Source organism: Streptomyces sp. NPDC054047, from assembly GCF_055585065.1.
This window is the reverse complement of record NZ_JBVJKV010000011.1, coordinates 72,120-85,684: the sequence shown is the minus strand read 5'-3', so window position 1 is coordinate 85,684 and position 13,565 is coordinate 72,120. Positions and strand designations below refer to the sequence as shown.

9 protein-coding genes are annotated in these 13,565 nt (G+C 72.7%); 4 read left to right on the top strand and 5 right to left on the bottom strand.

All coding sequences use genetic code 11. From position 1 onward, the window contains the following. Positions 1-18: 18 nt before the first annotated feature. The 4 genes from ACZ6ZP_RS32685 to ACZ6ZP_RS32670 form a co-directional block, all read right to left on the bottom strand. The gene (locus tag ACZ6ZP_RS32685) at positions 19-909 is read right to left on the bottom strand and encodes a hypothetical protein (RefSeq protein ID WP_469409411.1); all 891 of its coding nucleotides are present in this window, start codon (positions 907-909) and stop codon (positions 19-21) included. Positions 910-1,055: 146 nt separating this feature from the next. Continuing rightward, positions 1,056-2,258: a vWA domain-containing protein gene (locus ACZ6ZP_RS32680; RefSeq protein ID WP_469409409.1), complete on the bottom strand. Its 1,203-nt coding sequence runs from the start codon at positions 2,256-2,258 to the stop codon at positions 1,056-1,058. A 230-nt stretch (positions 2,259-2,488) separates the two neighbouring features. Continuing rightward, a complete protein-coding gene (locus ACZ6ZP_RS32675; RefSeq protein WP_469409407.1) occupies positions 2,489-4,945 on the bottom strand; it encodes a DUF5682 family protein in 2,457 nt (818 codons plus the stop codon). A gap of 84 nt (positions 4,946-5,029) precedes the next feature. Next, positions 5,030-6,217: an ATP-binding protein gene (locus ACZ6ZP_RS32670; RefSeq protein ID WP_469409405.1), complete on the bottom strand. Its 1,188-nt coding sequence runs from the start codon at positions 6,215-6,217 to the stop codon at positions 5,030-5,032. 155 nt (positions 6,218-6,372) lie between these two features. Between ACZ6ZP_RS32670 and ACZ6ZP_RS32665 the strand changes: the two genes are divergently transcribed. Continuing rightward, positions 6,373-7,755: an SWIM zinc finger family protein gene (locus ACZ6ZP_RS32665; protein WP_469409402.1), complete on the top strand. Its 1,383-nt coding sequence runs from the start codon at positions 6,373-6,375 to the stop codon at positions 7,753-7,755. Between the two features lie 297 nt (positions 7,756-8,052). Continuing rightward, on the top strand, positions 8,053-9,789 hold the full coding sequence (locus tag ACZ6ZP_RS32660) for a DUF5691 domain-containing protein (protein WP_469409400.1): 1,737 nt from the start codon (positions 8,053-8,055) through the stop codon (positions 9,787-9,789). A 230-nt stretch (positions 9,790-10,019) separates the two neighbouring features. Here the strand turns inward: ACZ6ZP_RS32660 and ACZ6ZP_RS32655 are convergent, their stop codons facing one another. Beyond that, positions 10,020-10,436 carry a cobalamin B12-binding domain-containing protein gene (locus ACZ6ZP_RS32655; RefSeq protein ID WP_160506729.1) on the bottom strand — a complete coding sequence of 139 codons (417 nt, stop codon included), beginning with the start codon at positions 10,434-10,436 and terminating at the stop codon, positions 10,020-10,022. Between the two features lie 404 nt (positions 10,437-10,840). On the opposite strand from ACZ6ZP_RS32655, the gene ACZ6ZP_RS32650 reads away from it, so the two are divergent. Together ACZ6ZP_RS32650 and ACZ6ZP_RS32645 are read left to right on the top strand one after the other, a co-directional pair. Then, positions 10,841-11,695 carry a lipase family alpha/beta hydrolase gene (locus ACZ6ZP_RS32650; protein WP_351172177.1) on the top strand — a complete coding sequence of 285 codons (855 nt, stop codon included), beginning with the start codon at positions 10,841-10,843 and terminating at the stop codon, positions 11,693-11,695. Between the two features lie 206 nt (positions 11,696-11,901). Further along, a complete protein-coding gene (locus ACZ6ZP_RS32645) occupies positions 11,902-13,554 on the top strand; it encodes a M23 family metallopeptidase (RefSeq protein ID WP_399984507.1) in 1,653 nt (550 codons plus the stop codon). The last annotated feature ends 11 nt before the right edge of the window (positions 13,555-13,565 follow it).

Genomic DNA, 13,565 nt, shown 5'->3' with positions numbered 1-13,565 from the left:
CGCGGGGAAAGGGCTGCCCTAGCCAGGGAATTCGGGAATGTCCCGGTGTCGTTCGCGGATCGGGGCGGAGACCTGACCGGCCCCGGCACCCTGCAGAAGCCGCACCGGCGCACGGCCGTCGGGCGAGGCGGCACACGGATCGCCGTGCCGCGTCGAACTCCCGTCACCGGCCGACTGACCGCCCAGCGTCCGCGCCGGATCACCGGGCGCGGGCGTGAACGGGACCGGCTCCTGCCCGGTTCGGTGCGCCTCCCCGAACGAGACGCCGTCACGGGCGTGCTGGCCGATCGAGTACGGGGTGGCTCCGTTACCGGTACCGGTAACAGCGCCGGTGCCGTACGAGGACTCGGCCCGCGCCCCGTGCGCCCGTGCCGTCGCCTCGCCCTGACCGGCATGAGAGGCCGGAGGCTCGGCACCGGCGCCCGCACCATGGCCAGGGCCCGGCTGCGGAAGCTCGGGCACGTCGGGGGCGCTGGGCAGACCGGGGACGCCGGGCGTGCCCGGCAGGTCGGGCGCCTCGGGCACCACCCGCTGCGGCGCCCCCTCGAGAACTCCGGTGACCCCATCCACGACCGGCCGCACAACACCCCGCGCGGAACGGACAACGGGCTCGGCGGCATCGGCCACCGGCTCGACCGCAGCGTCACGCACCGGCTCGACCTCAGCGTCACGCACCGGCTCGACCACCCGCTCACGCACGGGCTGGGTGACCCGCTCGCGCACGGGCTCGGTCACCCGCTCACGCGCCGGGGCCGGCGCCCCGTCCACCGCATGCGCCCGCTCACCGCACAGGAGACCCAACGCGAGCAACCCGGCCAGCAGCAGCACCACTTGCAGCGCACGCCGCCCGGCCACGGCGCGCGGCATGCGCACGGCGGCATCGGGCAGAACGACTGCTGCGGGAGTCAAGACGAGGGGTTCCTCTGCTGGCGCTGGGCCGGGCGGGGCCCGGAACACGGCCCCGGAGCGTGACGCTCCGGGAGTGAAGCCCGCCGATACTCGCACGCCCCGCCCGCCCTCGCGCAAGTCCCCGGTTACCGATGCGTATTCATGTGTTACCGATGCGTGCTCATGTCCGGTATGGGCAGCGGGCGCTTCTCGATCGCCGCCGCCATCACCTCCGGGAAGAGGTCAGGGGTGCACGCGAACGCCGGTGCGCCCAGCGCCGAGAGCGCCTCCGCGTGCTCTCGGTCGTACGCGGGTGTCCCTTCGTCGGAGAGCGCGAGCAGCGTCACGAACTGCACCCCGGACGCCTTCATCGCCGCGACCCGCTTCAGCATCTCGTTGCGTATGCCGCCTTCGTAGAGGTCGCTGATGAGGACGACGATGGTGTCCGCGGGCCGGGTGATCTGCGACTGGCAGTACGCGAGCGCCCGGTTGATGTCGGTCCCGCCCCCCAACTGCGTGCCGAACAGGACGTCCACCGGGTCGTCCAGCTGATCGGTGAGGTCGACGACGTTCGTGTCGAAGACGACGAGCCGCGTGTTGAGCGACCGCATCGAGCCGAGCACGGCACCGAACACCGAGGCGTAGACGACGGACGCGGCCATCGAGCCCGACTGGTCGATGCAGAGGATGACCTCCTTCTTCACGGACTGCGAAGCCCGTCCGTACCCGATGAGCCGCTCGGGCACGATCGTCTTGTACTCCGGCAGGTAGTTCTTGAGGTTGACCGCGATCGTGCGGTTCCAGTCGATGTCGTGGTGGCGCGGCCTGCTGACGCGGGCGCTGCGGTCGAGCGCGCCGGTGAGGGTGGCGCGGGTGCGCGTGGCGAGCCGCTTCTCCAGGTCCTCGACGACCTTGCGTACGACGGCCCGCGCGGTCTCCTTGGTGGTCTCCGGCATGGCCTTGTTCAGGGAGAGCAGGGTCCCCACCAGGTGCACGTCCGCCTCGACGGCCTCCAGCATCTCGGGCTCCAGAAGAAGCGTGGACAGCCCCAGCCGCTCGATGGCGTCACGCTGCATGACCTGGACGACGGACGAGGGGAAGTACTTCCTGATGTCCCCGAGCCAGCGCGACACGGACGGCGCGGACGCCCCGAGCCCCGCCGAACGGTCCCGCCCCCGGTCCTTCTTCCCCCCGCCCCCACTCCCGTACAAAGCCCCGAGCGCCCCATCCATGGCCGCATCCCGCCCGCCGAGCTCACACCCCGTCCCATCGGCCTCACCCCCACCCAACACAAGCCGCCACCGCCGCAACCGCTCTCCCCCGGCCTCCACCACCACCCCCGACTCCCCACCAGCGCCACCAACTTCCACCCCACCCGGAGCACCCCCACCTACCCCGCCTCGACCTGCGGCAGCTGTCCCGGCTTGCGCCACGCGGGCCCCACCGGCCTGAACGGCGGCGGCTGCCCCTCCCCGAGCCACGACTGCCCTCGTGCCCGCCCCCGCCTCCAGCGCCATGCCCTCTGCCACGCTCACCGCCGCCTCCGGGCCCCCGCTCGCCGTCACATCTCCCGCCATGCCCTGCGCCACCTCCCGTGTCATCAGCCCACCCCCACGAACTCGTTACCGCCACCGCCACCGTCACTGGCCCCGGACCTCGGGGCCACCCCCGACCCGGACCCGACGCCGACCCCGAGCAACAGACCCAGCACCGGCAGAACCGCATCCGCCCGCTCAGCGTCGAGCTCCGTCCCGAAGCCAGGTATCCCGCCGGCCACTGCCGTGCTGCCGCCGACCGACCCCGGCCCACGCCTCACCAGCTCGCCCAACGTTCGCCGCACGCCCGGTTCGTACGCCGAGAACGTGCGCCGCAGCAGTGGCAGTACGTCGGTGAAGGCGCGGTCCGGTACACCGCTCAACCAGTCGTCGACAAGCCCGAGCAGCCGCTCGTCATGGACGAGCAACATGCCGCCCCCTGAGCCGCCGCCCACGAACCCCTCGATCCAGGCGGCGGCTTCAGCCGGTTCGGTTCCCCGCGACAGGGCCAGCCCCATGTACCGAGCGGCCTCCCCCTCGGCCAGCTCGCCGCCGTCCATCAGGATCCGCACGCACCGCCCCCGCACGACCCCCGCGACGCTGTCCCGCTCCCCCAAGCCCCTCAACACGGAGTACCACCGCACCCGCATACCGGCACCCAGCGCAGAGCCCGCAGAGCCTGTTGAGCCCGTAGAGCCCAACTCACCTAGCAGACCTACCGCCTGGTGCACCGCGTCCACGTGCCCCCGCATCTCGACCGCCGCGTCCTGGTCGAGCCCCGCACACGCAGGGGGAAGCCCGACGAACACCCGCTCGGCCAGCCCCACCGCCACCTCGCCGAGCGCAGCCGTGTCCGTGCCCCGCACGTCCCCGTACCGAAGCGACCGCACCAGTGCGGGCAGCGCCTGCGCCAGATGCCCGACGTCCGCATCCAGCGCCGCCCGGTCCGCGAGGACCCGCATCACCACCGGCAACGCGTCCGGCAACTCGGCCAGCAGGCACCGCTCGGCCAGCGCGGTCACGTCGGCCAGCGCACCGGCCCCGACCGCATCGGACTCGGCCCGAGCGGTGGCCGCCGCCAGCACGGTCGTCCCCCATACCCCCGCCTCCGCCACCCGCACGGAGAGCTCCGGCTCCCACCGCAGCCGCCAGGTCTCGCGGAACGTGCCCGTACTCCCCCGCGACGCGGCCGGCTCGCCCCAGCCGATGCCGAGCAGCCGGAGCCGATGCAGCAGCCTGCTGCGCGCCGCGTCCGTCTCCTTGCGCAGGTCGAGCTCCAACTCCCGCTCAAGCGCCTCCGGTTTGAGCCGGAGCTTCCGCTGGAGCCGCGTGAGATCACGCTGCAACGGCACCGCGGGCGCCGCATCCGGCACCTCCCCGAGGACGTCACCGACGACGAGCTTGTCGTGCACCAGGGAGAGCGGCACGTCCGAGCCCTCGCACATCACCGCCCGGATCGCGTCCGTCGTCTCGGTGAGCCCCGGCAGCGGACGCCCCCGCATCGCGGCGAGCGTGTCCGCCAGCCGTACCGCCTCGATGACATGCGCGGACGACACGAGCCTGTCCTCGTCCCGAAGGAGCCGCGCGACCTTGGTCAGCCAGCGCTCGACGGGGCGGTCGGGCGCGCTGAACAGATGGCCGTACCAACCGGGCGACGCGATCCCCGCACCGTACCCACTCGCCCGGGAGAGGCGGCGGTGCGTCCAGGGCACCCACGTCATGTCGACCTTCACCTTGGGCAGCCCCTTGAGCAGCGCCCGGTCGGCCGCGACGGTCACCTTCTGCCGCAGCGCCGGCACATGCCATGCCCCGCACACGACCGCGACGTCGTCCGCCCCGAACTCCCGCTGGGCGGCCCGAACTTGGATGCGCATGTACGCCTCGCGCAGCAGGTCACGGTCGTGCCCCCCGGTCCCGTACTCCTCGCGCAGCGCACCCATGGCCTCGCCCAGCGCCTCGAACGGCGCGAAGACGTCCGCGCCCGCCCCCCGGTGCTCGACGACGTCCTCCCACCACCGCTCGGGATCGTCGTACCCGGCGGTCTCGGCGAGCACCGCGAGAGGATCGATCCGCACTGCCTCTACGTCACCGTCCCCGCCCCCGTCCCCGTCCGCGTCCGCGTTCCCCGAAGGCCCGGGAGCGTCCGCGGCGTCCTGCCCCTCCTCCGCCCGTGCCAGCGAATGCGCCGCTGGAAGGTCCATGAACCGGACTGGAACCCCGGCCCCGGCCGCCCACTTGATCGCGACCCACTCCGGCGAGAACTCGGCCAGCGGCCAGAACGCCGACCGGCCCGGCTCGTCCACCACGTGCGCGAGCAGCGCGACCGGCGGCCGCATCCCCTCGTCCGCCGCGAGCGCCACCAGCGCGTCGGCCTCCGGCGGCCCCTCGATCAGCACCACACGGGGCGCGCCCTCTTCCAGCGCGGCCCGCACCGCACGCGCCGACCCCGGCCCGTGATGCCTAACCCCGAGCAGCAACGGCCCCTCGCCAGCCCGAATCGTCCCCCGCACCTCGTCGCTCACGTCCGCCCCTCCCCTTCTCCCGCGAAGCAGCCACCGTCACGCCCACGCCCGATTCATCCGGCCCAGCCGGGCCGCCCCCATACGTCACGCACTCACCTCACGGCACGCGCGGTAGAAGTCCTTCCAGCCGTCACGCTCACGGACCACCGCCTCCAAGTACTCCTGCCAGATCACCCGGTCCGCCGCCGGGTCGCGGACGACCGCGCCGAGGATGCCCGCGGCGACGTCGCCCGGCCGCAGCACGCCGTCCCCGAAGTGGGCCGCCAGCGCCAGGCCGTTGGTCACGACGGAGATCGCCTCGGCCGTCGAGAGCGTGCCGCTCGGCGACTTCACCTTCGTACGCCCGTCGGCCGTGACCCCGTCCCGCAGTTCGCGGAAGACGGTGACCACGCGGCGTATCTCGTCGATCCCCTCGGGCCCGGTCGGCAGATCGAGCGAGCGCCCGATCTGGTCGACGCGGCGCGAGACGATGTCGACCTCGGCGTCCGCGCTCTCCGGCAGCGGCAGGACCACCGTGTTGAAGCGGCGGCGTAGCGCGCTCGACAGGTCGTTCACCCCGCGGTCGCGGTTGTTGGCCGTGGCGATCAGGTTGAAGCCGCGGACCGCCTGCACCTCCTGGCCCAACTCCGGTATGGGGAGGGTCTTCTCCGACAGGATCGTGATCAGCGTGTCCTGCACGTCGGCCGGGATGCGGGTCAGCTCCTCGACCCGCGCCGTCATGCCGTCGGACATGGCCCGCATGACGGGGCTCGGCACGAGCGCGTCGCGGCTGGGGCCGTGCGCGAGCAGCTGCGCGTAGTTCCAGCCGTACCGGATCGCCTCCTCCGGCGTCCCCGCCGTGCCCTGCACGAGCAGCGTCGAGTCACCGCTGACGGCGGCCGCCAGGTGCTCGGACACCCAGGTCTTGGCGGTGCCGGGCACGCCGAGCAGGAGCAGGGCGCGGTCCGTGGCGAGAGTGGTGACGGCGACCTCGACGATGCGGCGCGGCCCCACGTACTTCGGTGAGATCACCGTCCCGTCGGGCAGCGTGCCACCGAGCAGATACGTCGCGACCGCCCACGGCGAGAGCCGCCAGCGGGCAGGCCGGGGCCGGTCGTCCTGCGCGGCGAGCGCGGCGAGTTCGGCGGCGAAGGCGTGCTCGGCGTGCGGCCGCAGCGCCTCACCCGCGGGCGCGGCTGCGGACGCGGATACAGCGGATGCGGTGGATGCGGCAGGTGCAGACACGGGTTGGTTCTCGGTCGTCGAGGTCGTCGAGTCGACGGACACGGTCATGGAGCGATCCCCCTCCAACTCGTCCGGACGCATCTGGCCCGGATGTGATTCCAACCGTGCACCACGCCACTGACAATCGCCCCTCACGCGTCGCTGACCTGCACAGACACCGAGTCCGAGATCGATTGTCAGTGGTGGGATCTACCTTCGATGACATGACTCAGCAGGGGGTGCGCTGGACGGCGGATCAGGTGCTGGCGCTGGCGCCTGATGCCCCGTCACGCAAGGCGGGAAGCAAACTCGGCGTCGCCGGCCCTTGGTCGGAGGCAGGCAGTTCGGGCGAGGGGACGGTGTGGGGACTGTGCAAGGGAAGTGGCAGCAAGCCGTACCAGACGGTTGTCGACATCGCGGACATCACCGGCGCGGCCGGTCCGGCGTACAAGTGCAGTTGTCCGAGCCGGAAGTTCCCGTGCAAGCACGCGCTCGGGCTGCTGTTGCTCTGGGCGGGTGGGGAGGGGCCTTTCGGCTCGTCGCCGGACGCGCAGCCGCCCGCCTGGGCGGCGGAGTGGCTGGCGGCACGCCGCAAAAGAGCGGACACGAAGCGAGCTTCGGAGGCGGCGCCGGACGCGGCGCCCGCTGATCCCGAGGCCGCGCGCCGCAGGGCGGAGCGGCGGGCCGAGCGGGTCACGGCGGGGGTGACGGAGCTGGAGCAGCGCCTCTCCGATCTGCTGCGCGGCGGCATAGCCTCCGCCGAGCAGACGGGGTACGGGCTGTGGGAGGAGACGGCCGCCCGCATGGTCGACGCGCAGGCGCCCGGACTGGCCGCACGCGTGCGGGAGTTGGGCGCCATCCCCTCCTCCGGGCCCGGCTGGCCGGTGCGGATGCTGGAGGAGTGCGCGCTCCTCCACCTCCTCGACCAGGGCTGGCTGCACCGCGACCGACTGCCGGAGGCCCTGGCGGCCACGGTCCGCTCCCGCATAGGCCTGCCCACGCCGTCGGAGGGCCCCGCGGTGCGGGACCACTGGCTGGTGCTCGCGCAGTACGACACGGCGGACAGCAGGCTCACCACCCGCCGGATATGGCTGCACGGCGCGGAGTCGGGGCGCACGGCCCTACTCCTGTCGTACGGAGCCGCGGGGCGCGCACCCGCGCTCGCGCTACCGGTCGGCCTCGCGCTGGACGCCGAACTGACCGCGTATCCGGGCGCCGGGCAGCTGCGGGCCGACCTGGGCGAGCAGTTCAGCGCCCCCGCGCCGACGACGGCCCGGCCGCCCGGCGTACGGACGGAGCAGGCCGCGCGCCGCTACGGCGAGGTGCTGCGGGACGACCCCTGGCTGGATTCCTGGCCGGTCACCTTGAGCGAGGTGATACCGACCCCGCTCCCGGGCCCCTCCTCCGACGGCTGGCAACTGGCGGACGCGAAAGGGGACACGGCCCTGCCCATCAGGCCTTCCGCGGCCTCCCGCGCGGGCCTGTGGCGGTTGGTGGCACTCTCCGGAGGCGCTCCGGTGACGGTCTTCGGTGAATGTGGTCACGAGGGCTTCACCCCTCTGACGGCCTGGCCGCGCGGAGTGGGAGAGGCGGTGGCCCTGTGCTGACCACCACGCCTCACCGCCGTCACACCGCCACCGTCCTGTGGGCATCGACGCGTTCCGCGAACACCGCCGCGTTCGCGCGGAGCACCGCAGGGTCCACCGATACAGCGCAGCACCACCGCAACGCTCACCGACAGCCCTGAGACGGCGGATCTCCTGGATCCGCCAGAACCGTGGGATCCGCCGTAACCGTGGGATCCGCCAGATCCAGTACATCCCGCAGATCCAGCCGCTCCAGCAGATCCAAGGCGGCAGCTCCAGACGAAAGACCCGAGAGATCCGTCCGCGAGAGGAGTCCACATGACCGGCACCACCGCACTCTCCGAAGCGACCGCCGCCCCCTGGGAAGACCTGGTCACCGCCGCACTCCTCGGCACCGACCGCCGCACACCCCCCGTACGCACCCAGGGCAAGGACGCACCGGCCGCCCTGCTGGACGCGGCAGCCGTGCAGACCGTCCGGCGCAGAGCCGGGCTTCGCCCCGCGCCCGCCGCGACGCCTCCCGAGCCGGCCGCGGACGACCCCAGGCCGTTGGTGCCGCCCGCGGCGCGGCGCAGGCTCGCCACGCTGCTCACCGATCACCCCGGCGCCGGCAGCGGCGGACGCCGAGGCGCGGTGCCCGACCTGATGGAACTGCTGCCCCAGTGGCTGGCGCTGGCGAACGAGCGAGGCTTCGCGGCGCCGCCCGAGCTGCTTCCGGCCCTCCTGAACGCGGCCCGTGGGCGCACGGACCTGCGCCCGCAGGCCCTCGCCTTCGCGGGCCCGCGGGCGCTGTGGCTCGCTCGGCTCAACCCGGACTGGAAGTTCGCGCTCCGCTCCACGCCGGGCGGCGGGGTGTCCCTGCCCGCGCCGGAGGAAACGGCGCAGGTCCAACAGCTGTGGGAGGAGGGCCTGTTCGCCGAGCGCGTCGCCCTGCTCGGCGCGGTGCGGGCGCATGACCCGGCCGCCGCGCGGGAACTGCTCGCCGGCACATGGAGCACGGAGCGGGCGGAGGACCGCCTGATGTTCCTCGACTCCCTGCGCACCCAACTGTGCGCGGCCGACGAGCCGTTCCTGGAGCAGGCACTCACCGACCGCAGCCGCAACGTCCGCGCGACGGCGGCCGAGCTCCTCTCCGCGCTCCCCTCTTCCGCCCTTGCCGCACGGATGGCGGCCCGCGCGGCCTCCTGCGTGGCCATCGACCACGCGCAGGGCACGAAGAGCACGCCGACGCTCACGGTCGAGGCGCCGCACGAGTGCGACGCGGGCATGGAGCGCGACGGCGTCACCCCCAAGCCGCCCACAGGGCGGGGTGAACGCTCCTGGTGGCTGGGCCAGTTGGTGGAGTCGGCCCCGCTCGACACCTGGCCGGAGCGGCTGGGCGGCCGGACCCCCGCCGAGATCGTGGCGCTGCCCGTGTCCGACGACTGGCAGGGCGAGCTGCACGCCGCGTGGTGCCGCGCGGCCGTGCGGCAACGCGACGCGGTCTGGTCCCGGGCGCTGCTCGGAGCCCCCTCGTCCCCCGACGCGGCGGGACCCGGCGCGGCTTCGCTGGCCGAGCGCGCGAAGCTGCTCGCGGCGCTGCCGTCCGGGGAGCGTGCCGACTGGGTCGCGCAGTTCATCGCGACGCACGGCCTCTCGGAGGCGTTCCAGCTGCTGGGCGTGTGCACGCTGCCCTGGTCGGAGCCGCTGGGCCGGGCGGTGGTGGACGCGCTGAACATCGCGCGGGACGCCGGGAGTTACCCCTGGAGCTTCAGCGGAGTGATGGGCCTGGCGGAGCGCTGCCTCGACCCCGCGGAGGCGGTCCGCCTCGACGTACTGACCGCGATACCGGACGAGCCGGAGGACGCTTCCCCCGGCGCGGGCGGCTACTGGTCGGAAGCCTTCCAGCGCCTGGTCAGTACGTTGCGTCTACGCGCGGCGATGCGGGCGGAGCTGGGCGCGGAGCCGCTGAGCGCGGAGCAGCCGGGGAATCCGGAGGCGGAGCCGGGGAAGCTGAGCGCGGAGCCGGGGAAACCGGGCTCGGCGCCGGAAGATCCGGAGGTGCCGCCATCTTAGGCAACCCCGCAGTCACCTCAGGTACCGCAGTCACCTCAGCCACCTCAGGCAACCCCACCGAGCGGCCGAGGCCGGCGGCTCTGTCGGCCTCCCCCACTGACGCCGTCACCGAAGCACTCACCCCAGCGCGCAGCGGACCAGCCGCCCCCGCACTGGAGGTGAGGAGGCCGGACGACGCTCCCGCCGCGCGGAGGAGGCCGGATGACGCTCCCGCCGCGGCGCGGTGGCCGTCAGGCGCCGGCCGGCTGCCGGACGTTCGCCCGGACCCAGTCCACGATCGACGCCGTCGTGGCCCCGGGAGTGAAGATCTCCGCGACGCCCTTCTCCTTGAGCGGCGCGATGTCCGCCTCGGGGATGATGCCGCCGCCGAAGACCTTGATGTCCTCCGCGTCGCGCTCCTTGAGGAGCTCGATCACGCGCGCGAAGAGCGTGTTGTGGGCGCCGGAGAGGATGGACAGACCGATCGCGTCGGCGTCCTCCTGGATCGCGGTGTCCACCACCTGCTCGGGCGTCTGATGCAGGCCGGTGTAGATGACCTCCATACCCGCGTCACGCAGTGCCCTGGCGATCACCTTGGCCCCGCGGTCATGACCGTCGAGACCCGGCTTCGCCACCACCACGCGGATCGGACCGGCTGCCACACCCATCACTGCCTCCATGTACCGATATCCATCTGTCCAAGCACTGGCACCCCGTGCCGCAACGGCCGGGGAAGTGAACGAACGTTATCTCCAGCATCTCGCACGCGGCAGTTTCACGGTGGAGAGCGAGGGGGAAATCACACGATGGGACACGTTCGCTGCGCGCCACTCCCGTATCGAGCGGCATACGGACCGTTTTCGGGACGGCGCAAGGGGAGCCGCAACGAGGTCGCCGTGCCACCGCGCCGTCAGCTGCGCGCCGTGGTGACGCGGCACATCGGCGATCGCGCCGGTATTCGGGGCGCCGCCGGCGCTGACCACGTACCGCCGTACGACCTCTGTCACGCCTCCCCACTACGGGCACACGGGGGACAGAGCCGTCCTCTCGCGTGCCGACCGGGAGGTCGACCATGACCATCACGAGGGTCTTGCCCTTTCGCCCGCCCTGCCTCACGTTGCCCGCCAGACTGGCGGGGCTCTCCATGGCTCTGCTGAAAGCGACCGCGCTCGAGGTGGCGATCCTTGCCGGCCACCTCCTCCTGTACCCGTCGGGCATCGTCCAGGAACGCAGGATCGCCGCCGAACTGCCGTCGCCCGACGCGCCCCGGCTCCCCGCGGAGAGCCGGCCCCCGGTCGTCCTCCTGCACGGCTTCATCGACAACCGCTCGGTCTTCGTCCTCCTGCGCCGCTCCCTGGCCCAGCACGGCGGCCAGCACGTGGAGTCCCTCAACTACTCCCCCCTCACGTGCGACATCCGCACGGCGGCCGAGCTGCTCGGCCGCCACATAGAGGAGATCTGCGAGCGCACGGGCCACCACCAGGTGGACATCGTCGGGCACAGCCTCGGCGGCCTGATCGCCCGCTATTACGCGCAGCGCCTGGGCGGCGACGAACGCGTCCGCACGCTGGTCACCCTCGGTACCCCGCACGAGGGAACGCGCGTCGTGCCACTGGCCGACGCGCACCCGATCGTGCGCCAGATGCGCCCCGGTTCGGACGTGATCGAGGAGCTGCGCGAGCCCGCGCCGGGCTGCCGGACCCGTTTCGTGAGCTTCTGGAGCGACCTGGACCAGCTGATGGCGCCCCTCGAGACGGCCTGCGTCAACCATCCCGACCTGATCGCGCAGAACGTACGTGTCTCCGGTATCGGTCATCTCGCCCTGCCCGTGCACCCCGCGGTCGCCGCCGGAATCCGCCAGGCCCTCGATCTGCCTGCTCCGGGGAAATCCGCGACGGGCGCCGAGAACGGACAAACCGTGGCCTGAGGAGCAGCTCCCGCACCCCGCGACGCGGGAAATTTGTCGAACGGATCTCGAACGCAGGGCCAAAGCTGTGCCCGCCGTCCGCCGAAAGGCGGCCGAATGCCCGTTTCCTGAGAGCCGGAAACCTGCCGAAGATTGTCGCGCCCGCATACCGCCGGGTACAGTCGCCGCACTGCTCTGCCCCTGCTGCCGAGGCGAAAGAGAAGTTGGTGAACGACCGTCACCCGTCGGGGAGCTCAACACCCCCGGCCTCGGCACCCGCCGACCATGCGCCCTACGCGGCGTATGACCAGCAGAGCACCCAGCACGGCGCCTACACCGGTTACGACGGCTACTCCACGGGAAGCTTCGACACCACAGGCAGCTATGCGACGGCCGGCCCCGACACCGGAAGCTTTGCGTCCGACCCGCTCTTCGGCGACATGCCCGGCGGTCAGTACGACACCGGCCAGTGGTCCACCACGGGGACGCAGCAGACGCTGAACCACGACCCGTACGCCGCGCAGCACCAAGCCGCGTACGACACCAGTGGCTACGAGACCGGCAGCTACGACACCGGCGCCACGTGGTCGACCGGCGGCTACCAACACCTCTCCGCCGACATCCCGGCCCAGCCCGGTCCCGGCCTCGACGCCACTGGCCAGTGGGACACCGGCGCCTGGAACCAACCGCAGCAGCCGCAGCAGACCGGCCAGTGGGAGACCCAGGCCTTCGACACCGGCGCGTACGACGCGACCGCGTGGAACTCCGGCGGCCAGGACGCCGCGCAGGACATGTCGTACGGGGCCACCGGGACGCACGAGGCGTACGGCACCCCCGAGACGCACGAGGCACACGGGGTGCACGGGACGTACGAGGCTCAGGACACGCCCGGAGCGCCCGACACGTACGAGGCGCCGGAAACGTACGAGCATTCGCCGTACGACACCGGGTCCTACGCCTCCGATGCCTACGCCCCCGAATCCCACCCCACCGAGGTCTACCCCCAACCGGCTCCCGCCGAGCACGAGTTCACGCCCGACGAAGCTCCCGCCGATTCACTCGGTCCGGTCGAGCCGGTCGGCCGCGACACCGCCGGGGACGACGAGCCGCCGGTCATGGACCGTGCGCACGGCTCCCGCTCGCGGGCCCGCCGCCGCTCCCCCGCCAAGCGCTCCGCGCTCTTCACCGTCGCCGTGCCCTCCGCCTGCGTGATGGGCGTCGCGGGTATCGCCGCCGCGTCCGTGGGCGACTTCGGCGGCGGCGACGAGAAGGAGGCTCAGGCGGCATCGGTCCCGGACACGGCGTCGGTGCAGCCCTCCGCCGCCAACAACAAGCTCGACACGCAGCTGGCGAACCTCTCCGCGGACGCAGGTGACTTCGCCGACCGCGCGAGCCGCACCCAGGAGCGCATCGACCTCAAGGCGGAGAAGGTCGCCGCCGAGAAGAAGGCCGCCGAGGAAGCCGCGCGCAAGGAGCGCCTGCGCCCCAAGTTCGCGCTGCCGGTGAAGCAGCAGGGCCTGAGCGCGTACTACGGCCAGGCCGGCATCAACTGGATGTCCGCGCACTCCGGAATCGACTTCCCGGTGGCGTACGGCACCGAGGTCCTCGCCGCGACCGACGGCACCGTCTCCACGAAGTGGAACAGCGCCTACGGCAACATGGCGATCGTGACCGCCAAGGACGGCACGGAGACGTGGTACTGCCACCTCTCCACGCACAAGGTCTCCAGCGGCCCCGTCAAGGCGGGCGACCCCATCGCCTTCTCCGGGAACTCCGGCAACTCCACGGGACCGCACCTGCACTTCGAGGTGCGCCCCGGCGGCGGCTCGGCGATCGACCCGCTGCCGTGGCTGCGCAGCCACGGCCTCGACCCGACGTAACTCAAGGCGCC

Bases quoted from the DNA above. Each gene is read 5' to 3' on its own strand.
- ACZ6ZP_RS32670 (WP_469409405.1), bottom strand. From the start codon at position 6,217: ATGACCGTGTCCGTCGACTCGACGACCTCGACGACCGAGAACCAACCC.
- ACZ6ZP_RS32665 (WP_469409402.1), top strand. From the start codon at position 6,373: ATGACTCAGCAGGGGGTGCGCTGGACGGCGGATCAGGTGCTGGCGCTG.
- ACZ6ZP_RS32660 (WP_469409400.1), top strand. From the start codon at position 8,053: ATGACCGGCACCACCGCACTCTCCGAAGCGACCGCCGCCCCCTGGGAA.
- ACZ6ZP_RS32655 (WP_160506729.1), bottom strand. From the start codon at position 10,436: ATGGGTGTGGCAGCCGGTCCGATCCGCGTGGTGGTGGCGAAGCCGGGT.
- ACZ6ZP_RS32650 (WP_351172177.1), top strand. From the start codon at position 10,841: ATGACCATCACGAGGGTCTTGCCCTTTCGCCCGCCCTGCCTCACGTTG.